This window comes from Paraburkholderia sp. BGA-UO-ETr-F21, from assembly GCF_059567925.1.
On sequence record NZ_JCAQOY010000036.1, the window covers coordinates 313,468 to 337,983 of the forward strand.

The following is a 24,516-nucleotide window of genomic DNA, read 5'->3' on the forward strand; positions in this document are numbered from 1 at the left end:
TGCATTCAAGCATTGAGTCGACCCGACTTGCTGCGCTCCTGCACGCGATAGTGCTATCAGGCCGATATAAACGAGCGGGCCTGCTGCCGCAACAGGCCGGTGGATTTCAGCTCTTTGCTTTTTCCGCGCTATCCCAGTCGAGCTTCCCAGCGTTTTTTCCCGCCACCGAGTACAGGGCGCCAGGCGCGTTGCGGGTCCGTTGGAACGCCTCGAGCGTTTCGCCACGCATGGCGGCGTAGATATGCAGATTCGACACGCCGGTCACGGCGCCGAGCTTTTCGAGCATGAAGAAGATCACCCCATAGTGCAGCATGCCGCGCCAGTCGCGCCGACGGATCAGGTCGCGCTCTTCCCCAGTCAATCCTGCCGCCTCGAAACTCGCCTCCGGATCCGCTAAAAACGCCTCGCGATGAGCGGGTTCGACCATTCTGTGAAGATAATCATTGATCCGATAAGCCCTCACGGCGACTTCGATCGAAAACGGGTAGGTACCCTCGAGTTTTTCGACATCCGTGAGTTGAACCGCCATCCGTTGCCGGTGCCGTTCGATCACGGAAGGCTTGGTCTCGCTTTCCGTGCTTTCATAGATCGCGGTCGCGATGCCTGCCATCGACGGCAGGTAATAGCTGCGATGCTTGCAGACGACGTTGGACGACAGTGCGCCCCGCATCGTGAGCCACATGATGACTTCCGCGCCCTCGAAACCACCGAGCTCCGCGTACTCCGCAAGCGTCATCTCGGCGAGCTGCTCGGGATCGTTCTCGAAGAGATCAAGAAAACGATGGTCCCATTCCGTGTTATTGAAACCGGAGCGCTCACCGTGCACCTGGTGCGATAAGCCGCCCGTTGCGACGATCGCCACTTTCAGATCTTCCGGGAAGCTCTCGATTGCGCGCCTCAACGCCTGTCCGAGCTTGTAAAAGCGGCGCGCACTCGGAACGGGCAACTGCAATACACCCATTTGCAGCGGGACAAGTTTTACGGGCCATTCGGGCTGATGCGGACACAGCATCGACAAAGGCGAAAAGCAGCCGTGATCGAGTGCCCGGTTCTGGAAGAACGACATGTCGAACTCGTCGGTCATGAGCGACGTGCCGATATGCGCTGCCAACGCGGGATGCCCTTTGATCATCGGCAAATCGCGCGCGCCGCCGCCTTCGTCGGCGACGTTCCACTCCGGACCCACGCCTAAAGTGAACGCCGAATAGTGGTCGAAGAAGAATGACGTGACGTGATCGTTATAGATAACCAGCAGCACATCGGGACGCTTCTCGGCAAGCCATTCCGCCAGAGGCGCGAAGTTGTCGAAGATCGGCGCCCACACAGGATCGTCACGTTTGTTCTTGTCGAAAGCAAAGCCAATCGTGGGTGTGTGCGAGGCAGCGATGCCGCCAATGATCCGTGCCATGCCTTGAACTCCTCAAATACTCGAAAACCGCCCGTGGAAGCTGCGCGCCAGACGATCTGTTTGCCCGATTGAATGGGTGCGCCGGCCTGCAAGGGCATTTGCCATCCCTTCTATGGGATACGAATATAAGAATTGCGGGGGTTCATCGGAAGGCAGGGTAAACCACATTCGGTCATCGAAAATAAGCCGAAAACGGCTTCCGCTGACAAGATTTGATCTGCGACGTGAGGCGAAACTCGCATCAGGTCAAGGCCGTTCGGGATCCCGTCGTGCGCCAACACTACAAGGCGCCGTTTCCCGTCTAGTCATAGGTCATAATTAAAACAGATGACTGACAAACCAAATCGCAATCCGCCGGGCCGAACACGGTGACATGATGGAGATTCGGTCCATTTCGAAAATCGTTGGATTGGCCTACCTATGAGTGAAACCACCCAGCAAGCGATCGTGCAGACCTTGCGCGAAAAGATCCTGGCCGGCCACCTTCCGCCTGGGCAACGTCTCGTGGAAGCGCAACTCGCGCAACAGCTCGGAGTATCGCGCACACCGCTGCGCTATGCATTGAGCGTGCTATCCGCGGAAGGCCTGCTGGACCGCTCGGGTGCCCGGGGCTACGTGGTGCGCCGATTCAGCGTGCGGGACGTACTCGACGCAATCGACGTGCGCGGGGTGCTCGAAGGGCTCGCTGCCCGCTCGGTTGCCGAGCACGGGATCTCCAATGCGTTGTCCGTGGCGCTAGACGACTGCCTGCGCGAGGGAGACGAGATCTTCAACAAGGGCCTTCTGAAGCCGGGTGACGACGTCGTCTACGCGGACATGAACGGACGCTTTCACGCGCTCATCGTCGACGCGGCGAACAATGCGGCCGTTAGCGCGGCATTGAGCCTCAACGACAAGATTCCGTTCGTCTCACCCTTCACGATCGCCTTCGACGAGTCCGCAAGGGAACGCCAGTTCACGATGCTCAGTTACGCGCACCGCCAGCATCACGCCATCGCGGATGCGTTGAAAAAAGGCGAAGGCGCGCGTGTCGAGGCATTGATGAAAGAACACACGCACATTTCCAAAGAGAGCCTGAACCTGTCGCTTCCGGCGCTGCAATTGATCGCTGGCGCGGCCTGACCGCCTGAACGCTTGCCCTTTCGAACACGACCTCGCCGCAGACACCATCCATGAGTCATAGCGAACTTCCCAATCTCTCGCAGTTGCGCGCGTTTCGACTTGTCGCCGATACCGGCAGCGCGACCCGCGCAGCCGCCACCCTGTTTCGCGCTCAATCCGCCGTCACGCGCTCGGTGCAGGAACTCGAGTCCGCTCTCGGGGAGCCGCTTTTCGTGCGCAGTCCGTCGGGCATGCTGCCCACGCCGGTCGGACGCGCTGTGCTTAAGCGTTGCGAACGCATCTTCGCCGAACTGGAAGAACTCGCGCAGTGGTGTTCGACGCGACAGGGGCGCCGCCGTCCCGCAACCGACGGAATTTTGCCGGCTTATCTGCTCAACACCCGGCGGCTTCAATTATTCGCCGCGCTCGCCCGCCACCGGCACATGCCTAGCGCGGCGAGGACCTTCGGCATCAGCCAGCCTGCGGTGAGCACCGCCATTCGGGTGCTGGAAAGCGGCTCCGGGCTTACGCTGTTTCATCGCAGCCCGCGCGGTATTCTGCTGACGACGGAAGGCGAGACGTTCGTGCTGCGCGTGCGCCGCGCGCTGAACGAATTGAAGCACATACCCGATGATATTGCGGCGACCCACGGTCAGATTCAGGGCACCGTAACCGTCGGCGCGTTGCCGCTCGGACGTACCCTGATCTTGCCCCGCGCGATCACGCGCACGATTAGAGAGCATCCTGGCGTCAGAACCGTCACGAACGAGAGCGCCTACGACGCACTCGTGGCGGACCTGCGGGCGGGTGATGTCGATTTCATTCTGGGCGCCCTACGGGATAACGACGCCGCGAGCGGCCTCAAGAATGAACGCCTGATGTCGTCCCAAATGGCGCTGCTGGTGCGCCGGGATCATCCGCTCGCACAGGCGCGCGACCTGAACCTCATGGACCTGCGCAACGCGCGGTGGATCCTTCCGCGCAGCAATGCACCGGCTCTTGCACTCTTCGAAGCGCAGTTCAAGCGGATGAAAGTGAAGCCACCGGTGCCGACGGTCGAAACCGCCGACCTGGCTGTGATTCGCGGGATACTGTTCGAGACCGATATGATCGCCGCGCTGTCGGCGCATCAACTGCACCACGAGATTCAATCCGGGCAGCTCGCGGTTCTCGACGTGAAGTTGCTCAACACGCGACGCGAGATCGGACTGACCATGCGCGCCGCAGGCGCGCCCTCTCCTGCTGCACGCGCGTTGATCGATGCGATCCGTTTATCGGTTGCCGACGTTGCGCGCGAAGTCAACAACCGCGTTCCCCCTGATCAATCGATATAGCGCAGGCCCAGTTCCTTCAGCGGCTCACGCATCTTGTACATGTCGAGGCCGAGCACGCCGGAGGCGAGTGTAGCCCTCTTCGCTGCTTCGTTGGCCTCGCGGGCGCTGGCCTTCTCCAGCGTCTCGAGCGCCTTGGCCGCCGGCACCACGGCCACACCGTCCTCGTCGGCCACTACGACGTCGCCCGGCGCCACCAGCGCGCCCGCACAGACCACCGGAATGTTCACCGAGCCGAGCGTCGCCTTGATCGTGCCCTTCGCGGAGATCGCTCGACTCCAGACCGGAAAGCCCATTTCCCTGAGCACGCTCACGTCGCGCACACCCGCGTCGATGATGAGTGCTCGCGCGCCGCGCGCCTGGAAACTGGTGGCCAGCAGGTCGCCGAAATAGCCGTCGGTGCAATCGGCCGTCACGGCGGCTACGACCACATCGCCTGGCTGGATCTGTTCCGCGGCGACATGCATCATCCAGTTATCGCCCGGGTGCAGCAGCACCGTGACCGCGGTGCCCCATGCGTGCGCGCCGGTGTAAATCGGCCGCATGTAGGGTTTGAGCAGACCCGTGCGGCCCATGGCCTCATGCACGGTCGCGCTGCCGAGTGCGCCGAGACCATCCGCGACACGGCTGTCGGCGCGCGCGATGTTGCGATATACCACTCCGAGTTCGTACATGTTCAACGTCCTTGTGACTTGAGGGTTGCGTCGAGACGCGGATAGACGCGCCGAGCATTGCCTTCGTAGATTTGGTAGCGTTGTTCCGGGTTCATATCCGCGGCTTCGACGTAGCGCTTCGTGTCGTCGAAGTAGTGCCCCGTTTGCGGATCGATGCCGCGCACGGCGCCGATCATCTCGCTGGCGAACAGAATGTTGTCCACCGGAATCACGTTCGTCAGCAGGTCGATGCCCGGCTGGTGATACACGCAAGTGTCGAAGAAGATGTTGTTGAGCAGATGCTCCTGCAACGGCGGCTTTTTCATTTCCTGCGCGAGACCACGGAAACGTCCCCAGTGATACGGCACCGCGCCGCCGCCATGCGGAATCACGAAGCGCAACGTCGGAAAATCGCTGAACAGGTCCGACGTGAGACATTGCATGAACGCCGTGGTATCGGCGTTCAGATAGTGCGCACCGGTGGTGTGAAAGCACGCGTTGCAACTCGTGCTGACGTGAACCATGGCGGGAATGTCATACTCCACCATCTTTTCGTAGATGGGATACCAATAGCGATCCGAAAGCGGCGGGCTCGTCCAATGGCCGCCGGATGGATCAGGATTCAGATTGATCGCGACGTTGCCGTACTGCTCGACGCATTTCACGAGTTCGGGAATACAGGTGGCGATATCCACGCCGGGGCTCTGCGGAAGCATCGCAGCCGGAACGAAGTTCTCCGGAAAGAGCTGACTCACCCGATAGCAGAGTTCATTGCAGATCGTGGCCCATGTGCTCGACACTTCGAAGTCGCCGATATGGTGCGCCATGAAGCTGGCTCGCGGGCTGAACACCGTGAGGTCGAGGCCGCGCTCGCGCATCAGACGCAACTGGTTGGTCTCGATCGATTCGCGCAACTCGTCGTCGCTGATATGCAACTCCGACACCTTGGGCACTTCCGAAGGATTCGCGATGCCGGCTATCTGACGATTGCGCCAGTTTTCCAGCGCTTTGGGAGCGGTCGTGTAGTGACCGTGAATATCGATGATCATCGTTGTTCCTTGATCCAGCCTCAGCAAAAAGTGTCCTGCCTCGAGGGCAGCGTTTCAGCGGCCCGCCGCGCTATCGGCGCGTTTGGCCGCCAGCGTGCTGTCGCCGTCCGGCGTGCTGGCTTCTTCGACATGCGTTAGATCGCGACCGCGCGTTTCAGGGAGCATCAACGCGGCCGTGACCACGAGCAGATAAGAGAGGCAAGCGCACAACCCCATCGCCGCACCGAGTTCGAACTTTGCACTCAGCACGCCGACCATCGCCGGCATGATGGCGCCGATCGCACGCCCCGCGTTGCCGCACAAGCCCTGTGCAGATGCGCGAATGCGGGTTGGAAACAGCTCCGCGATATAGGCGCCCGTGCCCGCAGCCGTGCCCGATTGCAGCGTTCCGAGCACGAAGCCCAATACCAGGGTGATCGGCAAGGTGATGGGCGCCAACGTGTAAATCGCCACGGCGATTGCCTGCAGGCACGCAATCACGATGAAAGTTCGGCGGCGCCCGAAGCGGTCCGCCATCCAGCCGTTGAGAAACGCACCGGCGAAGGAACCGAGGATGTTGATGGCCAGGTAGCCGCCGACGTTCGTGATCGACAGATGCAGCGCGAGCTTCAGATACGCCGGCAGCCACGTGATCATTACGTAGTTTCCGCCATAAATGCCGAAGGTCAGCAGAATTGCCTTGAACGTGGTGACGCGCGTCGAGCGGTCGAAAACGGCCCAGATGCTGGGGCGCTCGGCGGCGTGTTCGCGAAGATTCTGCGCGAAAACCGGCGCCTCTTCGATATGCCGGCGAATCCATAACACGAGCAGCGTGGGCGCGAGACCGATTGCAAAGAGCACGCGCCACGCGAGCGAGGGCTCCAGTGTGTTGAAGAGCAACGTCGAGAGCAGAACAGCCACACCGTATCCGATTGCCCAGCCTGCCTGCAGCGAACCGACCGCGCGGCCGCGCACCTGCGGGCGAATCGTCTCGCTGATCAGTACGGCGCCCACCGCCCACTCGCCGCCGAAACCCAGTCCTTGCAGGCCGCGCGTGATCATCAACTGCCAGAATGAATTCGTGAATGCGGACAGCAGCGTGAAGGCCGAGAACCACAGAATGGTGATCTGCAGGATGCGCACGCGGCCGTAGCGGTCGGCGAGAATACCCGCGATCCACCCGCCGAGCGACGCCATGATCAGCACGGTCGTCCCGAGAATGCCTGCCTCGCCGCGCGTCATGCCCCATAGCGCGATCAACGTGGGAATCGCGAGCGCATACATCTGCGTGTCCATCGCGTCCAGTCCCCAGCCGCTGAAACATGCCCAGTATGTGCGCTTTTCCGATTTCGTTAAGTCGTTGTACCAACTAAACATGTTCTTTGTCCTCTGGCTTTCCACGTGATGCAGTTCGTTTCGCCTGCGCCGCAGGCCGGCCGCGTTGCGGCTTAGGCGGCGCTTCCGCGGCAGCAGCGAGCAGACGCGCGGCGTTTCCACCCAAAGCGGCCGTTACCTGAGCCGCGACCTCCAGCAGCCGCGGCCGGTAGCGCTCCATTTCGTCCATGCCCATCCGGGCTGCCGGACCGACGATTCCGAGCGCGCCGACGAGCTCCTGGCCGACACGGAACACCGGCGCCGAAATGCCCGAGGTCTCCGGATCGCGCTCGCCCATGGACAGGTACACGTAGCGCTCGCGGATTTCGTCGTACGGCGCCCCGACCCCGCCCGAGAACGCGAGCAGCACACGACCGCCGGCGCCGCGTTCGAGCGGTTGCACATCGCCCTGCTGAACCTCGGCGCGGATCGAATGGCGCGACGCGATGCGATACAGGCACACCCGATGGTCGTGTTCGCGCACATGAAACGAGACAGCCTCGCCGAACTCGTCGGTGAGCGATTTCATTGCCGGCAGCAGAATGTCGCGCAGATCGAAGCCCGCCTCATAGACCGCGCCCAGGTGCATGGCAGACGACCCGATCCGGTAGCGGCCGTCGTCCAGGCGGATCAGAAGCTTGTGATGACAGAGCGCCTGGGCGAGCCTCGACAAGGTGCTTTTGTAGAGGCCAGTACGAACGGAAAGCTCGGTCAGCGTGAGCGGCGGGTCGTCGCGGCGGAACGCGAAAAGAATCGACGCGGCGCGATCGAGAACGTCGATCCCGCTTGGCGTCACGCCATGCGGGGTGCGAACGCTGTCGGCAGTGCGAGTCACAATTTGTCTCCTAGTTGTTCTATCTGATAGAACTGATACCCACTGGATGGAACAATACTATTACGGCCCGGCGGAGACTGTCAAATTGAAGAGCGAACGCGTCGCGTCGTCGATGCGAGGCGGTGAGCGCGGCTACCGCGCACCGGCTGTGTAAGCGTGGGCGAATTGATGGTTAAGCTGGTGCGTCTCTCAGGGCAAGCCTGGCAGCCTGCTGACAGGCACGTGATCCCGTGCCTGCTCGATTGCCTGCAGCGCGCTTAGCACGATCGAGCCGTTCAGCGTCGCGGCAAGCACCGCGATCTTCAGTCATGGAAGCAACAACGCATCGCTCGATATGGCGAAGGCCGAGAAGCAGATCGAAGTCGCCGACTATGAAAACACGATTCAGACGGCGTTCGGGGAAGTATCGAATGCGCTGACCGCATGCGCCACCCACATCGATCAGGCGCGGGCGGATCGCGAATACGTCACGTGCTCGCAGCGTTACTAAACGCCGGCCGAAGCGCCCTACAAGGCGGGCACGGACAGCATTCTGACCTTCCTCGATGCGCAGCGCACGCTCTACACGGCGCAGCAGCAACTCGCGACCGATACGCTGTCGCGACAAGCCAATCTCGTGACGTTATACAAGATCCTGGCTATCAAAGTGCACATCAGACAAATGCGTGCAGACGAGCAAAAATTCATTGGTTAAGCGATCGACAATTCCTTTCGCATCATCTAACCGCAGCCAAAATTCAAAGGAGTGTTCGATGACTCAAGTACGCAATGATCTCGTCCTGTCGCAGTCCGCATTCAGCCATGTGATCGACGTCCCTCATGACCAGGTGAACATTGCTGACTGGCTGTTTTCATTGCCGGACGCGGAATACCAGCGTTGCGCGCCGCCGGATCACATCGCAGCCGGAGCAACGTGGACGGATGACGGCAAGCGCATGTCAATTAACGTCGAGATGATTGGAAGTGGCCTCGTGGTCCAGCACTACGTCGGAGAGGTCACGGATAAAGATTACTGCCGTATGGTGTCCATTTCGGACGTCTTCACGCCGAAGGGTCGGACAAAGGTTCAGGTGATTTGGGAATTGAGTGCGAAAGCGCTCGAGTCCGGCAAGACGGAGTATACGAACCGCGTCACGTCCCATCCAACCGACGATTTCCTGTCGTTCATCGAAGCTAATGGCACTTCGTTTGAGCAGGCTGCAAAGGACCGTCAGGACGCCTCGGGCGATCATAACCGGCGAGAAACGCCGCTCTTCGCCGAGAGCATCGCTCGGGCGGCGATCGCAAATGGAAGGAAGAAGGCTGCGTAGGTCCAGTTCGAATCAAAAGCGGGGAATGCGTCGCAAATGACGATAGCGTGATCGTGGTGCCCCCGGCCACGGCGCGGCAGGTGCTCGCAAAGGCCGCCGCGCGGTTGGCGTGCGAAGGCGAAAAGCACGCGAATCCGGCTTCCGGGGTGGTCGGCCTCGATGTGTACAACATGCGCAAACCGTTGCAAAAAACCGGACTGCGCTATGTCGATTGAAAGCAGATGGAACCATGAGCTCAAAGATCACCGGCATCTCGTCGGTGACGACGCGCCAGATGCTGACAGACCTGGTTAAGATGCAAGATCAGCGCGCTCCGCGCCAATCCGCGAATATGCCACCTCGACGCGAGCGAGGCTCGGGTCGCTCGATCCTCTTAGCCAACGCATGAAACACCTGATTCGTTCGACACCGGAAACGCAAGCTACACCGCGACCCGCACTTGGGCTGCGCGTTCTCTTCAGTTTTCGCAAGTCGGGCAGACGATTACCTATCGCCTGCCGTGCGGCGCTCAGTGTGGGGGTGCCGGTCACCGTCGGATGGGCCGTGGGTGACGTGTCGGCGGGACTGATGGCGACCATCGGTGCGTTCACATCCTTGTACGGGTCGGAGCGGCCGTATTTGAATCGCGCATGGCTACTCGCGGGTATAGCGCTTTCGTTCAGCGTGATCGTCACGCTCGGCGTATGGGCGCAACAATGGGCGTTGCTGGCTGTTCCGCTCGTCGTCGTGATCGCAATGGCTGCGACTTTCGTCTGCAATTCGCTTCGGATTGGGCCACCGGGCGCCTACATGTTCGCGCTGGCGTGTGCCGCCGGTACCGCGCTACCGGTTCCCGCCGATCGCGTCTTTTGGCTCGTGCTCGGCGGAGGCGCGGTGTCATGGCTCGCCCACATGTTCGGGGCACTCATCCTGCCAAGAGGACCGGAAACGAGGGCTGTCGGCGCCGCTGCCCGTGCAGTGGTTGAGTTTGCGCAGGCGACGGGCGCCGAAGCACGCGATCGCACCTGTCATGAGGCGGCTCTCGCGCTCCATGACGCCTGGACGGTGCTCGTCACATTTCAGCCGTCCACCCCGCGCTCCGATAGCGTCCTCACCCGTTTGCGGGAGATGAATCGCGAATTGCATCTGATCTTTGCGGCGTGTGTCAACGTCACCGATTCGACGGCCGGGAGACTGGATGCCCTGGCGAGTCGAGCACACGAAATCGGCCAAGCGACGACATCGTCCGGCGAAAACCGTGAGGCGCGCGCAAATCGGTTACATGTCCCGCTGGGTCGACTTCCAACATTGCAGTTGTTGCTTGACAACCTGACACCAGGTTCCCCCGCGTCGATGGTTACGATACGCGTGGGTATAGCCGTGGCCGTCGCCGGTGCAGCGGCCGCAGCCTTGAGCCTTGAGCGTGCTTATTGGGCTATGGCCGCCGCCGTGCTCGTGTTGCATATGGGACAGGATTGGGCGCGAACCTTGCAACGAGGCATGGAGCGTACCGTCGGCACATTCGTCGGCCTCGGCGTCGCTGCTGCGATCCTCGCTGTTCACCCCACAGGCCTGTGGCTCGTCGCAACTGTAATGAGCCTTCAGTTTCTGACCGAAATTCTAGTCACACGCAATTATGCATTCGCCGTCGTTTTCGTTACCACGGTCGCCCTGGTGATCGCTTCCGGTGGTCGATCCATTTCCCACCCGGGCGTGCTGCTCTCGGCGCGCGCAATTGACACCGTCATCGGTTGTGGGATCGGACTGCTCATTCATGCACTTGTCGGGCCGCGCAGCGCCCCTGCTTCATTGCGCCACGCCATCGTCAAAACACTGGTCACTGCGCAAGCCGCTCTCGGGCACGTGGCCGCCGGCACCGTGACCACGAATGCAGCATTGCGAGTGCGGCGCGAGCTTCAGCACCGCATTTTTGCGCTCCTGACATTGTATGAAACTGCCACAGCCGTTGGCACTTCACGCCACCCAGGTTTTGGCCGCGTGCTGGTCGCTCGAACCAATTGACGATGATCCAGAAATTGACTCTGCTCCCGGATCCCTCACGTTGGATGAGCTTGCAACCGTCAACACGGCCCTATCAGAACTCATCGTCATGGTACGCACGGGTGCTGGCTCGATAGCGCTTCACGGCTTGCCCGATCTGTTACGAGACGAAATCCGTGATTTGCGCGACTCGCTTGCTTCCGACGCGTAGTGAGGGTACGGGGCGTCGCGGCTACCCGGCGGTGGACGAGACACCCCTCGCGTACGTTGCGCGTCGACATCCGCTTGACGAATGGCTTGCGCTGCGGCGACACGTGCAGCACGCAAGCTCCAGCCGAGGGTCAGGGTGCAATGCTTGCATTAACGTGATCGTTGTAGATCGTGAGAAGCACGTCCGGCTTTTTCTCCGCGGTCCAGTCGGCGAGCGGTACGAAGCATTCAAGAACCGGGGGCCCACACAGGATAGTCGCGTCGATTCCCGTCAAATGCGAATCCGATCGACGGGGTATGCAAGGCGACGATACCACCGATGATCCGTGCCATGCGGATACTCCTTCAGGTGCATAGGGACCGACAGACCAACTGCCCCCGTCGGTCCCTATGCAATCCACCCTTTAGCGAGAGAGGCACGCCGCGAGAGCATCACGGCGTTACTCATCCACACAACAGCGCCTGTCAGAACAGGTGGCGAATGCCAATTTGCACGGCCGTTTCACTCTGTCCACCGTCTGGCGTTAGAAAGGACCCCGTCGTGATGCTCGCGCCCGCCATCTTGAACTGCGCGGAGTTGCGATTGTTCAGCCGCGAAACGACGCCATACAGCCGCGTGCCCTTTGAAAGGTCGTAATTGACGATCCCGCTCATCTGGCTCGCGTCATTGCTTAACGACGAACTGTCCTTGATGTAAGCGTATCCCGCACCGACAGTGAGAAACGGAGTGAAGCGGTAATCGGCCGAAAGCGAGTAGGTGTTGTGGTAATTTCCGCGAGTATTCCCCACCGGGCCAACGGCCGGGTCATATTTTCCCGCCGGATTCGACAAGGCATTTCCGGTCGTGGCGGAGATCACTTCATTCGCCCGGAAAAAGCCGAGGTAGATCTTTCCCCAGCCATAGTCCACATTTCCGCCCGCCATGATTTCCTGCACGCGATTGGTGTTCGTGGCGTTGGCTGCATTCAGATAGGCGAGCGCGAGGTAAACCGGGCCCTGGACCGTTTGCACACCGGCCTGATAAACCGCGTTGCCAGCCAGCGTGCCAGGCTGCCCGCCGACCGAATAATGAAGTTCCAGCTGTGTGTTGGCCAGTTTGGGGGAAATGTAGCTAATATCGTTGTCGACCCGAGCCAGCCAATTGGCGAAATTGTTATAGCCGGACCCATACGTCGCAGCACTGAACGCATCCATGTTGCCGCTCCACGCGAACATTGGCGTGTTCTGGCGACCGAACCTCATCTCGCCGTAAGGCGCCGACACACCAATCCATGCTTGCCGGTCAAAAAAGCGGTACGGATTTTGTTGCTTGCCTGTGCCCGGGTCGAAGCCGTTCTCGAGAGCGAAGGTAGTGCGATATCCTCCGCCAAGATCTTCGGTCCCGCGCAGCCCCCAGCGGCTAGTCAGTTCGCCGTTGTTCCCCAGCACATAGAGAGACGTATTCTTTCCGCCAACCTTGGCTGACTGATACCCCGCGAAAACGTCGAGAATCCCATATAAGGTCAGCGATGACTGCGCGTGAGCCGGCCCTGCGGCTGTCACGATCGCCGATGCGATTAGTAGAGCTACTTTGTTGGATTTATGCATTCCCCTCACCCGGTCTCATTTCGTCAAACTATCAAATGGCGACTACTTTTTGTTAGCGATACGACTGCGGAGCCAGCATCCTCTTCACAATCAATGCAAGAGGAACAGTAAAGCAGAAGTGGGACATGAACCCGCCGATGATCACGACTGGGTCGAAGTAGTTCGGATGGTTGTTGGACGCAATCGAGATCGCTACATGCATGACGATCCACGCGAAAAGGGCGTAGAACAATGCAACAAAACTCGCCTCATACCCGCGCCGACGGAAGTAAGGCCAGATGGCCGCAAACAGGATTCCCCAGCCGATCGAAAAGAAGAAATGAATCCCTGTGCCGAGGATATATGCCCCTATACCGAGTGAATCCTGTACCGCCTTGCCGAACACCAGCCCAGTTGCGTTGCGTGGAATGCCCGCGAGCGGCATTAAATGCTGCACCCCGACCCAGATAAGCGCTTCGTAGATCCAGATGATGACCGCCCCGGCCAGGCCGCCTGCGACTCCGGCGCGAACGACCGCCGTGAAACTCGGTCTATCCGAAACCGGCAATGCCGAACCGTTTTTGAGTTCATTGCCGCTAGCGCTTAAATTGCTACCCATGTCTCTTCTCCTCAAGTGATATATCTGGCGGCTGCCATACCGCTGTTGATCCAACCGATTGCGTGTACCGCAATTCTCTGAACCAACTTCCGCGACAATCGTCGTATTGAAGGCGCGCCAGTCGACCCGTCCCGGCGTCGATGAAGCGCCTGGAAGGGATGCCGCGTGGATGGGGTACTTCGTCTCTGCAGACGTGGCTCCCCGCTCCGCCTCTTGGGATACGAAGATACAAATGCGGGTTGGCCGCAGAAAGAAAGGGTAAACCTCATCTACCCCCCAAAAACATCTGCAAACCAAGGAGACGCCGAGATTTTCACGCTCGCATGAAGCAACGGAGGCCGCACCAGCTCTGGCTCCAACGGGATCCCAAGTGTTTGTTGAGAACCTGGGATAAGTTTGCTACGCCCGCCAAGCTGGATAAACAAATTAGATGGCATCCAAACGAAGTCGCAACCTAGGTTTGGAGCTTTGAGCACAGGGTCGCCGTCGCTATCCCAGACACCGCCGAAACATGAAAACCATGAACGAGACCACGCAGCAGGCGATCGTTCAGACGTTGCGCGCGGCTTTCGCACAGCCAGTGCGACGCGCAAACGCTGAATGCACGCGAGCTTCGTAACATGAGTGCGAGAACTCAATACATGCCTTCGATGGAGCAGACGCCATGGCAGTCACTGGCGTATTGCGTCCGGCGCGCACGGTCCGCTTTCGAACCGGGTCACGAAAGCTTTTGGGAGCGAGCCGGTCTCAGCTCAGTGAGTGGCACCGCCCTTCGCGTAAGCAATGCATTGCCTCGCGAGGACTTCAGTCGGGTCAACCAGTTGCACGCGCCCGCCGTTACGGTCCACGAATTCGCCGGCAGGAAGGAGGATTGGGAGCTCTGTGCATCCAAGGATAATCACTTCAACGCCCTCTGCAATCAGTCCTTCGACTGCTGCGATGATGTCTTCCTGACATTGACCGGTCTTGAAACCTGCCTTGACGCCGTTCTTTCCGTAGATGGCGTCCATCACACGCGCCTGCAAACCGGCGCCAGGGGCAATCTGGTGCAGGCCCTGCGATTCGAGAGCCTTCTGGTAGACGCCGCTTTCGATCGTGCCCGATGTGGCCAGCACGCCGATATCGCGCAAGCCGGGAAAGGAATCACGCAGGTGGTTCACCGTGACGGTGAGCATGTTGACGATAGGTACGCCGAGATACGGCTGGATCCGGTCAACGAACGCATGGGCAGTGTTGCAGGGGATTGCGATGATGTCTGCGCCACCGTCTTCCAGTTTTTTGCACGTGGCGTAAAGGGAGACGGTCGGGTCCACCCCTTCGCTGATCAGGTTTTCTGTTCGGTCCGGAATCTGCGGATTCTGCTCAACCAGAAGCTTGATGTGCTCCTGGTCGCGCGACGCCGGCGTATGACGGACGACCTTGTTAAGGAAATCGACCGTCGCAGCAGGGCCTACGCCACCCACCACGCCGACCTTGAAGACCGGTGCGGGTGAACCGGGACGACCCGAGACGACATACTGTGCATACGCCATGTTGGAATCGACAAGTGGCACATGCAACTGCCCGATTTCCTCGGCGACGAGCGCAATCTCCGTCATGCCCGGCACGATGACGTCGACGTCCTGATCCACGAGGCTCTCGCACGCAGCGCGTAACAGCGCCACCGGGCGGCCACGGAGATTACCGCTCTTGATACCCTCTGAGCCATAGATGGCTTCGGTTACCGTATCGGTATTGTCGGCAGTGCGCGGATACACCACCTCGAATTCGGGGGCGGCGAAATACCGTTCAAAGAGTCGCTTTTCACGGACGTAACCGGATGCGAGCACGCCGATACGCTTCGCGGCGGGAAACTTTCGCTGCACGTGGCCGTGAACTGCTTCGACGATATCGACAATGGGCAGGTTCGTATTCGCTTTCAGTTCGTCGATAAACGTGTGACTCAGAAAACACGGCAGCACAATCATCGTTACCCCGCGTTTCTCGAAATCCCGGATCATGTTGAAGATGTACAGTTTGCGCTCCGTCGTCGCGGTACTCCCCGCCCCGGCTCCCCTGAACGGATGCTGCTCGAAGATGACCTCCGCATGCTCGGCGTCGCAGGACGCCGGCGTCGCCTTCACGATCTTGAAGAACACATCGGCACTTGCCAGCGGGCCCAATCCTCCGACTACGCCCAGCTTGCGCCGGCTTTCCGCCACAGTCGCACTCATCGTGCACCGGCCTCAACCTGCTCAAAGGAGGCGTCCGTCGACTTTGCTTCGCGTGCAGCTTCCCATTTCGCGATGACAGCAGTAGCAACGCTATTGCCAATCACGTTGGTCATCGTGCGACCCATGTCGAGAATCTGGTCGATCGCCAGGACCAAAGCCACGCCGGCGACAGGCAGATGAAACATCGGCGCGACAGCCGCAACGACGACCACCGACCCGCGCGGCACACTTGCCATTCCCTTGCTGCTCAACATCAGAATCAGCAACATAAAGATCTGCTGCGACACCGGCATCTGGACGCCGAAGGCCTGGGCAATGAAAATCGCCGCGAACGCCTGATACATCATCGAACCGTCGAGGTTGAATGCGTAGCCCAGCGGCAATGTGAAGCCGACCACTTTCTTGTCGACGCCGAACTTTTCCAGTTGCTCGGTGAGGCGCGGATATGCGGCCTCGCTGCTTGCCGTCGAGAATGCAATCATCGCGGGTTCACGGACTGCCTTCAGCAGACTACCCACCTTGCGTCCGAGAAAGGCATAGCCGATCGCGATAAGGATGGCCCAGAGGATCAACAGCCCCAGGTAGAACGACCCGATCAGCTTGCCGTAGGTGTAGATCACGTCAAGGCCACGCAGCGTCACGGATGAAGCGATGGCACCAAAGACACCAAGCGGCGCGGCACGCATGACGTAGTTCGTGAGCCGAAGCATCACGGGGACCATTCCGTCGATCGCCTGGATGACGATGCCGACGCGCGAGTCACGCTTGAGTGCGCTAAGGCCGACGCCAAGGAAGAGCGAGAATACGAGAATCTGCAGGATGTCATTGCGCGCCATCGCATCCAGCAGGCTTGTCGGGAATGCGTGCGTGATCACGTCCTTGACATTCAATGCCGCCGTGTTGAGCCCCGTGTTCACTTCGCTGGAACTCTCAGTCAGATGCAGACCTGCCCCGGGTTCCAGCACGTTGGCCATGATGAGCCCGAGCGCCAGAGAGATGAGTGACGCGCTAATGAACCATCCAACCGAGCGCAGGCCGATCCGGCCTACATCATCGCCGCTATCCATCCCCGCGAGCCCCGACACGAGCGTGACGAAGACCAGCGGTGCGATGATCATCTTGATCAATCGCAGGAAAATATCCGTGACAATCGAGAAGTAGCCGGCAACCGCTTTCAGCGTGGCGGGGTCAGTAATGTTCGTGTGGCATGCGTAGCCAGCTCCGACTCCAAGGAGCATGGCTACCGCGATGCTCAGGGTAAGGCGATTCTTCATGGTCATCCGTCCTGTAGCGGCGTGGGCGACGGGAAGTGACGGCCACGCGCGTGAGAAAAAATGAAAGCGGCGCTTTCACCGTAGAACGGATGGTAGGGACGTGAAAAAAAACGCTCATGCTGTTACGACATGCGCCCATGCGAAATTCGCATAATGCGGGAAAACCCTATTCCAGTGTGGCGGAGCCGGCGCGCAGGTGATACCAGAGCGTATCCAGGAATTCGCTGCGATTCGTTGAATCACGATATGCGCGCAGTTCCACCTGCAAGTGCCAGCTCGCCGGCCCTGCCGGTACGAGGTCGCCATCGGCAAGCTCTTTCGTAATCGTGCTCCTGGGAAGCCAGGCCACTCCTTCCCCCTCCATGACGAGTTTCTTCAGAACTTCCGCCATGTCGGACTCGTAGTGAAGCCGCAACGACGGCGCGTCCGATGCCTTCTTCAACAGCAGCGCCTGGCAACGGCCGAAGTAACTTGTTTCGGTGTAGGAGATAAGGGGCAACGGACGTTGCCTGGTCCCCGGCAGGCGGAACTTGGGAGCCGAACGTTCGTTTGACGTGCTGGTTGGCATCAGGGTATCCAGACCGACGGTGAGATGCTCGTACCTCGCGGCGTCGAGATGGAGGGGCAGCTCGGGATGATGATAGGCAAACATCAGCTCGCAATTGCCATTCACGAGCATGAGAATCGAGTCGTGGACGTTGGTCGGAATTACGCGCGCCCGTACCTCTCCGAATTGGGGCGCGAGCGCTTTGAGCCATGTTGGAAGAAAGTTCAACGCAATTGTGTGTCCAGCGCAAATCTGCAGACTCTTCCCCGCAATGCGCTGTTCGGTGCGGATGATGGCCCGCGTATCGAGAAGCCGGGCAAGGACATCGTCGGCAACTTCGCGAAACAGTTGACCAGCGGGTGTCAGGACGGGAGGAAAGCTGCTGCGGTCGATCAGGTCAGCGCCGACCCATTGTTCGAGTGACTGGATTCTGCGGCTGAAGCCGGACTGCGTGACATTGCGAAATTCAGCGGCACGGGAGAAGCTCTGATACTGCGCAAGAGCGATGAAATCTTCAATCCATTTGATTTCCATGTTGGCCTTCGGACCGTCTGCGGAATCGTCGATTTTATCCGTAGTCTGGCCAACCTGACAGAAGATGCGCGAATCCGGAGCTGTCTGTGCAGCACGCAATCGATACCGGATCCCGATGTGCCCCGGTCGTCGATCACTTCATGGAACAGCACTAGCCACTGCGGTTAGAACACAATCCCGGCAAGAACCGTGTTGTGCGGTTAGCCAGGAACTTCCCGGACTGACGCACTGCCCCGTCGAAGACATTCACTCGAATTCGGCGCGACGTTTTTCGCGGAAGGCTCTAACACCTTCGACGGCGTCCGGCGTACTTTTGCAGACCGACGCCGCGAATTCATGGGCAATTTCCGACTGCCCCGATTCGACCAGACGCAATAGTCGCTTGCCCACTGACAGAGATGCGCGGGACTCTACGGAAAGTTGGGGTCAGCGTCCGTGACCGGCTCAGCCGCGTGAGAACAACGCCGCGCGTCTGATCCGTCTACGATTCCTATTCACCATCCCGGTGAGCCAGCCGCAACGTCGTGGGATCGTGATCGAATAACGTGCACAATACCTCGACTATCAGACCGTGATCGTCGCGTTGCGGTAACCCGGACACGGTAATCGAACCGATGATGCCCGCACCCTGTACAGTTAGCGGAAATCCACCGCCATGCGTCGCATAGTCGGCAATCGACAGACCGAATTTGTCGCTCAACGTTGCACCGGATTCTGTCAGTCGCAGGCCGACCGCGTATGAGCTGCAACGGAAATGCGCGACGGTATTACTTTTCCGCCGCACCCAATCCGCGTTGTCGGGCGTTGCCCCGGCTAGGGCACTGTAGAAGATGGGTTGGCCGAACGTCCGCACGTCGATCGCAATCGGCAGCCCTCTTGCCTTGGCCATTTCATGTAAATGCGCCCCAATCTGCCAGCCGAAATCTGCATCGAAATGCGGTGCGACCAGCAACTTTTCCTGCTGCGCAATCAACTGAAGGTCTTCGGCAATAGTCATGACGATATGAGCGGAGCGAGTCCGCCATCCAGTAAAATTATTGAAAAAACGGCAGCCAGAGAGCGCTTAGCCAACCAACGGAACGAACTTCAGGATGTGCTCGGCCACACAGACGAGCTCTCCCGCTTGATTGACCACGTCCAGTTTCGAAACCGAACGTCGCCTCTTCAGGTCGATGGCCTGCACGCGATACGTGTACGTCAGAATGTCCCCTATAAGCGCGGCCTTAAGAAAACGGACCCGGTCATACCCGAGCGACACGGGCGTTTCACCCGTATCTCGCAGGCCCGATAGTCGCTCCACTATTTCGGTCGAGCAGTGCGACATCCATGCAACAAGCAGTGCACCGTGAGCGATACGCGTTTTGTACGGCGATCGCGACATGATCTCCTCGCTCATGTGAGCCGGTGAGAAGTCGCCGCTCATTCGAGCAAAAGCGTCGATGACTTGAGCCGTCACCGCTTTCGTCAAAATGACCTCGTCACCAACTTTCAGATAGAAATCAGAGTCCAAGCGATTGCCTCAAAGAACCATCCAGTTGTCGTTGCGACGATCGGATCAGAAACATCGCGCCCCAGGCGACGAGATACGCCGAGCCGCATACTATGAAGAGAACGTTGTACCCCGAGTTGATTCGGCCGAGCGCGACGAAATGATCGAGGAGTGCCCCGACGAATAACGGAAACACCGTACCTCCTACCGCTCCGGCCATGCCGCCGCTGCCAACTACCGACCCGACCAGGGTTCGGGGAAACATGTCGGATACCGTTGTAAAGAGATTAGCTGACCATCCCTGATGTGCTGCGGCCGCAAGACTGAGCAGTCCAACCATCGCCCACATGTTATCGATCCAGGGTGAGAAAGCGATCGGCACCACCAGAAACGCCAAGCCCAGCATGACGCTCTGGCGCGCACGCTGCACCGTCCAGCCCCGCGTGATCAATTGCGACGAAAGCCAGCCGCCAAAGATACTTCCGATCGAGGTCGCGAAGTAGACGACGACAAGTGGCAATCCAAGGTTTTTCAAATCGAGGTGATAGCGGGTCGAAAAATACGAAGGGAGCCAGAACAACATGAACCACCAGATGGGATCCGTTAATACCTTCCCTACAATGAACGCCCAGGTCTTTCGCAGCCTCAGCAGAGACAACCAGGACACAACTTTGACCGCGTCTTCGTTCGCGCTACGGTCGTCCTCGATGTACTTCAATTCCGACGGCGAAACCCTGCGGTGATTTTGCGGCGCGTAATACATGACATACCATAGACCGAGCCAGATGAAGCCCGTAAGCCCCGTTACAAGAAACGCAGCCTGCCAGCCATAGGCAGCCGCCAGACGCGGCACGATGGCAGGCGCGGCCACGGCGCCGATGCTGGTCCCGGACGTAAGAATTCCCACTGCCAGGGCTTGCTCTTTTCGAGGAAACCACTCAGAGACCGACTTCACTGCCGATGGAAAATTTCCCGACTCGGCCAGACCCAGCAACGATCGCACGAACACGAACCCCAACGTGCTGCGCACCAGCGCATGCCCACAGGCCGCCAGACTCCAGACCAATACACAGACTCCATAGCCGACCTTGACGCCAAATCGATCGATCAGTTTGCCCGACAGGATTAGTCCGAAGGCATAGCAGGCCGTAAAGACGGCCACCATGTAGCCGTATTCGGTTTCGGTCCAATGAAACCTGGCGGCAAGGTCAGGCTTCAGCAGTCCGAGAACCTGCCGATCCAGATAATTAATTGTTGTTGCGAAAAAGAGGAGCGCGCAAATACGCCATCTGTAGTTGGAGTGAGCCACCGCTATTCCCTTAAATGAACGTCCCGGAACCCCGCGCATTCCGGGACCAAAGCCATCTGCCGCAATCGTATGGAGTAGGGAAGAAACTCAATGCTCGATGTGAAGCATCCGCCAATCGAACACAACGAAAGGTTCATCGATGTTTCGCGCCAGTAGATCACGATAGACTTTTTCAGGTGCTTCAGGCGTTTCGACTCGCACCATCCTTGCCAAGGGAATGCGATCCTCAACTAGCCATTTCATCGCTTTACGAAAGCCCGCCATGATGCTCTGCGCGCTGTTGTTGTAGCCCTCAAGCAGTTCTTCCCACTTGAAACCGCGGGAGACCAACGGGAACGCCCACTCCCAGCCGCTGCGCAACTCCACGAAACCGTTGAACACGGCATTGAGCAATTCGTGAGCAGACAAATCCGTCTGGCGGCGCCAGGGCACGCCGACCAGTACCACTTCGCCGTTCTGACGGACGATCCGGCAACCGTCCAGCACTGCCTGCTCGTGGCCAGAGCAGTCGACCACCAAGGCGACCTGACCTGCCAGGTCGGCACGGTCGAAGGGAAACGCCGGCAGCACTGATTGCAAGCCCGAATGCTCGGCCTGCGCGCGTCGCTTCGCATCCGGTTCGACGACCGTAACTTCGTAGCCGCTGATCCGGAAAATATGCGCGGCCAGATAGCCGACCGGACCCGCACCGCAAATCACAACGGGGTCGCCGGGCCGGGCTTTCGTCGTCATCAACGTTGTCATCGATACCCCGACGAGGCGCGCCAGCAGCGCACTTTGAGCGTTCATTCCGGACGGTATCGCAACCGTGTGGGCTACGTCGACCTGCTGGTAGGTGCGATGGCTGCCCATGCAGAACAGCAGATCACCCACAGCCACGCCATTCACCTCCGCGCCACGCTCCTGAACTTCGAACACCGCCGAGTAGCCCGGCCTGACAGGAAAGTCCTCTCCGCTCGCCCACGCCAGTTCCGTCCCGGGACTCACGAGCGTGGCAACCGTACGGCCACGGACCTCGTTCGGGCGCAATGCCCCTGCCGGTTCGCACGGTTGCAGAACGAATTGCTCCTTCGCGGGAAAACAGATTTCCATTTCTTGCATTTGATGTCTCCAAGCGGGCGACAACACCGCTGTACAGCTGTGACACTGAATTCCGAAAACGACAGCGGACACCTGTCGAGACGAATACCGCTGCCGATCTTCGCCTGCGTTATGCCGATTCGGGTGCCCAAAGAGTCGGGCCGCCTGCCTCTTCATATCCGAGCGGACCGCTTCTGCTCACCACTTCCAGGAATTGCCCCCACGGCGTGCGGAGATACACCCAGGTCAGTCCCTTCATTGGACCGGAGTCGACATAGGTCGGCCCGTCCAGCACGTCAACGCCGATCTCCCGCAAGTGAGCGGCAGTCGCCTTGGCATCTTCCACCTGAAAGGCCATGTGGAAGCCGCCTACCTCGCTGTTGCGCTTGAGAGCTGATGTTTCGCTCTCCCCCGAGTACTCGAACAGTTCGAGATTGGCGCCATTACCAACGCGCAGAACCTTGATGTTCTCGATCCGGGCATGCTCGGGCACGCCCAGGCGCCGCACCATGTATGCGTTGTCCGCGACGACGGGTCCCGTCTCCAGCGCCGTGACCGCCCCGAAAGCGCGTTCGAAAAATTGCACGGCTTCGTCGAGATTGGGAACCGTGAAGCCAACGTGCTCCATACCGAAGAATTTCATCGTCTGCTTTCCATCAAGTAGTTCGTAAATGGATCAACCCAATACTCAAACTTAGAACGCGGGTTTGACCATATCCACGTTTTCTTTCGTCACACGCACCGTCGGCAGCACAATTTTGGGTGGGACTTTTTCTCCCTTCAGGATTTTCAGCGCCACAGCGATGCCCTCGGTGCCAGCCGGCGGATAGAGCCAGGTGGCGGCTTCATCGCCGGCCCGGATAGCGTCGAATTCTTCCTTCTGTCCGTCAAGCCCGGTTACCTTGATTTCTTTCGAGCGTCCGCTTTCCTTGATGGCCTGAATCGCTCCCAGCGCCATCTCTCCATTTGCGGCAAAGACAATATCGAGCGTCCCCGGAGGATGAGCCTGAAGGATGTTCTGCATCACTGAATATGCTTTAGGACGGCGGTAGTCGCCGGGCTGCGACGCAACGACCTTGATGTCTGGATATTTTTTGATGACCGACAGTGCCCCGCCGACCCGATTCAGCGACGTCTCGTCTCCCGGAATCCCTTCGAGAATGACCACGTTGCCCTTCGGTTTGCCGTTCTTCTGCGTCAAGGTATCCACAATGAATTGCCCGGCGTCCACACCCAACGCACGGTTGTCGCCCGACACCATAGTGATCGCGCCGGCATTTTCGATAGGCTTGCCCACGAACATGTACGGGATGCCGCGCTCTTTCAGACTTTGCAATTCCTGACGCAGCCCTTCTGCCTTGCCCGCCTGAACCAGCAACAACTTGATGCCCTTCGACTGCATGTCCTCGATGCCGGCAATCTGCGTTGCGACGTTGCCCTGTCCATCGGTAGCCAGCAACCGGACGCCGGCTGTGCTGGAACCGGCTTCAATCTGCTTACGCTGAGTTGCGAGCCACGGATGGTCCAGGCTCTCCTGAGAGAGCCCGATGGTTTCCGACGCGGACCATGCGGCGTTCACTGCACCAAAACACAGCGCCGCCGTAGTCAACGTCAGTGTAATTTTTGATGTCTTCATGTTGTCTCCTTTGTGTCGTATAGCCTATCGGCCCTTGGAACGACTAAGCTGAGCGTGAATCAGGACGGCTATCACGATGATGGCGCCCTTCACAATCAATTGCGTATAAGCAGGAATGTTCAAAAGGTTGAGCAGGTTGTTGAGCACGCCGATCAGCAGTACCCCGATGATCGTTCCACCGATTCCGCCGGCACCACCGGCCAGGCTCGTGCCACCCACCACAACCGCCGCGATCGCATCGAGTTCAAGACCCTTACCAAGATTCGCCTCGCCGATGTTCAATTGCGCGGCCATGACAATGCCGCCGAGTCCAGCGAAAAGGCCGGACAGCACGTACGCGATGACCCGGACCCGATCCACTGCAACGCCCGACAGGCGCGCAGCTTCGACGTTTCCGCCCACTGCGTAGACGTGGCGTCCATAGCGCGTCCTCTTCAGGATCAACATCGAAACCAGAGCCATCAGGACGAACAGAATGGCCTGCACCGGGACACCACCGACACGACCGCGACCGATCCATCCGAGCGACACGGGCACACCGATGACCGGTTGACCATCGGAATAGGCGAGCCCGACACCGACTAGCGCCGTCATCATGCCGAGCGTGACGATGAACGGCTGGATGCGTCCTTTCGTGGTTATAAAGCCGTTCAACCATCCACACGCCACTGCCACCCCTATACCGCCAGCAAGCGACGCGACAGGACCATAGGGCTTCAGCCCGGCAACCGCCAGGGTCGTCAAGGCAAGGATGGAACCGACCGACAGATCGATACCCGCGGTCAGGATGACGAAGGTCATGCCCAGCGCGGTGAGACCGACCACTGACACCTGTCTCACAACATTGAGCAGGTTGTCCGGCGTGAGAAAAAACGGCGACGACAGAGCCGCCGTCATGCAAAGCAACAGAAAGATCGCCAGAATTCCGTAGCGTTGAACGAGTTCGATTCTCCGATAGGCGTTATTCGAAAAGCGCTCGCTGGAACTAACATTCGACATCGACTCGGCGATAGCCATGA

At 59.4% G+C, this 24,516-nt stretch carries 22 protein-coding genes and 2 pseudogenes; 6 read left to right on the plus strand and 18 right to left on the minus strand.

Going from position 1 to position 24,516, the window contains the following annotated elements; genetic code table 11:
* Positions 1-106 precede the first annotated feature (106 nt).
* Positions 107-1,408, minus strand: coding sequence for a gallate dioxygenase (locus AC57B1_RS22445; RefSeq protein WP_496418709.1), 1,302 nt, complete (start codon positions 1,406-1,408; stop codon positions 107-109).
* Between the two features lie 420 nt (positions 1,409-1,828).
* Here AC57B1_RS22445 and AC57B1_RS22450 point away from each other — a divergent pair, with 420 nt between their 5' ends.
* Both AC57B1_RS22450 and AC57B1_RS22455 read left to right on the plus strand, forming a co-directional pair.
* The gene (locus AC57B1_RS22450) at positions 1,829-2,530 is read left to right on the plus strand and encodes a GntR family transcriptional regulator (RefSeq protein WP_408346360.1); all 702 of its coding nucleotides are present in this window, start codon (positions 1,829-1,831) and stop codon (positions 2,528-2,530) included.
* Positions 2,531-2,580: 50 nt separating this feature from the next.
* Positions 2,581-3,843, plus strand: coding sequence for a LysR family transcriptional regulator (locus AC57B1_RS22455; protein ID WP_408346363.1), 1,263 nt, complete (start codon positions 2,581-2,583; stop codon positions 3,841-3,843).
* Here AC57B1_RS22455 and ligK read toward each other — a convergent pair.
* Genes ligK through AC57B1_RS22475 form a run of 4 tightly spaced genes read right to left on the minus strand, consistent with a single transcriptional unit; the run spans position 3,831 to position 7,730 of the window.
* The gene (gene ligK / locus AC57B1_RS22460; RefSeq protein WP_408346366.1) at positions 3,831-4,514 is read right to left on the minus strand and encodes a 4-carboxy-4-hydroxy-2-oxoadipate aldolase/oxaloacetate decarboxylase; all 684 of its coding nucleotides are present in this window, start codon (positions 4,512-4,514) and stop codon (positions 3,831-3,833) included. The genes AC57B1_RS22455 and ligK overlap by 13 nt on opposite strands.
* 2 nt (positions 4,515-4,516) lie before the next feature.
* On the minus strand, positions 4,517-5,542 hold the full coding sequence (locus AC57B1_RS22465; RefSeq protein ID WP_496418710.1) for an amidohydrolase family protein: 1,026 nt from the start codon (positions 5,540-5,542) through the stop codon (positions 4,517-4,519).
* Positions 5,543-5,596: 54 nt separating this feature from the next.
* On the minus strand, positions 5,597-6,898 hold the full coding sequence (locus tag AC57B1_RS22470; RefSeq protein WP_496418711.1) for an MFS transporter: 1,302 nt from the start codon (positions 6,896-6,898) through the stop codon (positions 5,597-5,599).
* Positions 6,891-7,730, minus strand: a complete 840-nt coding sequence (locus AC57B1_RS22475; RefSeq protein ID WP_408346375.1) for an IclR family transcriptional regulator — start codon at positions 7,728-7,730, stop codon at positions 6,891-6,893. Before AC57B1_RS22475 ends, AC57B1_RS22470 begins: the two co-directional genes overlap by 8 nt.
* A gap of 274 nt (positions 7,731-8,004) precedes the next feature.
* Between AC57B1_RS22475 and AC57B1_RS22480 the strand changes: the two are divergent.
* From AC57B1_RS22480 to AC57B1_RS22495, 4 genes and pseudogenes are all read left to right on the plus strand, one after another.
* Positions 8,005-8,424, plus strand: a pseudogene (locus AC57B1_RS22480) (TolC family protein); the annotation flags it as partial.
* Positions 8,425-8,482: 58 nt separating this feature from the next.
* Positions 8,483-9,040, plus strand: coding sequence for a hypothetical protein (locus AC57B1_RS22485; protein WP_408346378.1), 558 nt, complete (start codon positions 8,483-8,485; stop codon positions 9,038-9,040).
* Between the two features lie 47 nt (positions 9,041-9,087).
* Entirely contained in the window at positions 9,088-9,255 is a 168-nt protein-coding gene (locus AC57B1_RS22490) for an RraA family protein (RefSeq protein WP_408346381.1), read from the plus strand.
* A 169-nt stretch (positions 9,256-9,424) separates the two neighbouring features.
* Entirely contained in the window at positions 9,425-11,041 is a 1,617-nt protein-coding gene (locus AC57B1_RS22495) for an FUSC family protein (protein ID WP_496418712.1), read from the plus strand.
* Between the two features lie 335 nt (positions 11,042-11,376).
* Here AC57B1_RS22495 and AC57B1_RS22500 read toward each other — a convergent pair.
* From AC57B1_RS22500 to AC57B1_RS22560, 13 genes and pseudogenes are all read right to left on the minus strand, one after another.
* Positions 11,377-11,563 (minus strand): annotated as a pseudogene (locus tag AC57B1_RS22500) (DODA-type extradiol aromatic ring-opening family dioxygenase); the annotation flags it as partial.
* Between the two features lie 132 nt (positions 11,564-11,695).
* Entirely contained in the window at positions 11,696-12,817 is a 1,122-nt protein-coding gene (locus AC57B1_RS22505; protein WP_408346387.1) for a porin, read from the minus strand.
* Between the two features lie 52 nt (positions 12,818-12,869).
* A complete protein-coding gene (locus AC57B1_RS22510; protein ID WP_496418713.1) occupies positions 12,870-13,415 on the minus strand; it encodes a hypothetical protein in 546 nt (181 codons plus the stop codon).
* 752 nt (positions 13,416-14,167) lie between these two features.
* Positions 14,168-15,628: a cysteate racemase gene (cuyB, locus tag AC57B1_RS22515; protein WP_496418714.1), complete on the minus strand. Its 1,461-nt coding sequence runs from the start codon at positions 15,626-15,628 to the stop codon at positions 14,168-14,170.
* A complete protein-coding gene (locus AC57B1_RS22520) occupies positions 15,625-16,902 on the minus strand; it encodes a dicarboxylate/amino acid:cation symporter (RefSeq protein WP_496418849.1) in 1,278 nt (425 codons plus the stop codon). Before AC57B1_RS22520 ends, cuyB begins: the two co-directional genes overlap by 4 nt.
* A 166-nt stretch (positions 16,903-17,068) precedes the next feature.
* The gene (locus tag AC57B1_RS22525) at positions 17,069-17,983 is read right to left on the minus strand and encodes a LysR substrate-binding domain-containing protein (protein ID WP_496418715.1); all 915 of its coding nucleotides are present in this window, start codon (positions 17,981-17,983) and stop codon (positions 17,069-17,071) included.
* Positions 17,984-18,473: 490 nt separating this feature from the next.
* Positions 18,474-18,980 carry a heme-degrading domain-containing protein gene (locus tag AC57B1_RS22530; protein WP_408346395.1) on the minus strand — a complete coding sequence of 169 codons (507 nt, stop codon included), beginning with the start codon at positions 18,978-18,980 and terminating at the stop codon, positions 18,474-18,476.
* Between the two features lie 66 nt (positions 18,981-19,046).
* Positions 19,047-19,493: a MaoC family dehydratase gene (locus AC57B1_RS22535; RefSeq protein WP_408346397.1), complete on the minus strand. Its 447-nt coding sequence runs from the start codon at positions 19,491-19,493 to the stop codon at positions 19,047-19,049.
* Positions 19,483-20,781 carry an MFS transporter gene (locus tag AC57B1_RS22540; RefSeq protein WP_496418716.1) on the minus strand — a complete coding sequence of 433 codons (1,299 nt, stop codon included), beginning with the start codon at positions 20,779-20,781 and terminating at the stop codon, positions 19,483-19,485. The genes AC57B1_RS22535 and AC57B1_RS22540 overlap by 11 nt, the downstream gene beginning before the upstream one ends.
* 87 nt (positions 20,782-20,868) lie before the next feature.
* Positions 20,869-21,882, minus strand: a complete 1,014-nt coding sequence (locus AC57B1_RS22545) for a zinc-binding dehydrogenase (RefSeq protein WP_496418717.1) — start codon at positions 21,880-21,882, stop codon at positions 20,869-20,871.
* A gap of 109 nt (positions 21,883-21,991) precedes the next feature.
* Positions 21,992-22,504 carry a VOC family protein gene (locus AC57B1_RS22550; protein WP_408346403.1) on the minus strand — a complete coding sequence of 171 codons (513 nt, stop codon included), beginning with the start codon at positions 22,502-22,504 and terminating at the stop codon, positions 21,992-21,994.
* Between the two features lie 51 nt (positions 22,505-22,555).
* Positions 22,556-23,497: a substrate-binding domain-containing protein gene (locus AC57B1_RS22555; RefSeq protein ID WP_408346405.1), complete on the minus strand. Its 942-nt coding sequence runs from the start codon at positions 23,495-23,497 to the stop codon at positions 22,556-22,558.
* A gap of 24 nt (positions 23,498-23,521) precedes the next feature.
* The gene (locus tag AC57B1_RS22560; RefSeq protein ID WP_496418718.1) at positions 23,522-24,514 is read right to left on the minus strand and encodes an ABC transporter permease; all 993 of its coding nucleotides are present in this window, start codon (positions 24,512-24,514) and stop codon (positions 23,522-23,524) included.
* Positions 24,515-24,516: the final 2 nt, after the last annotated feature.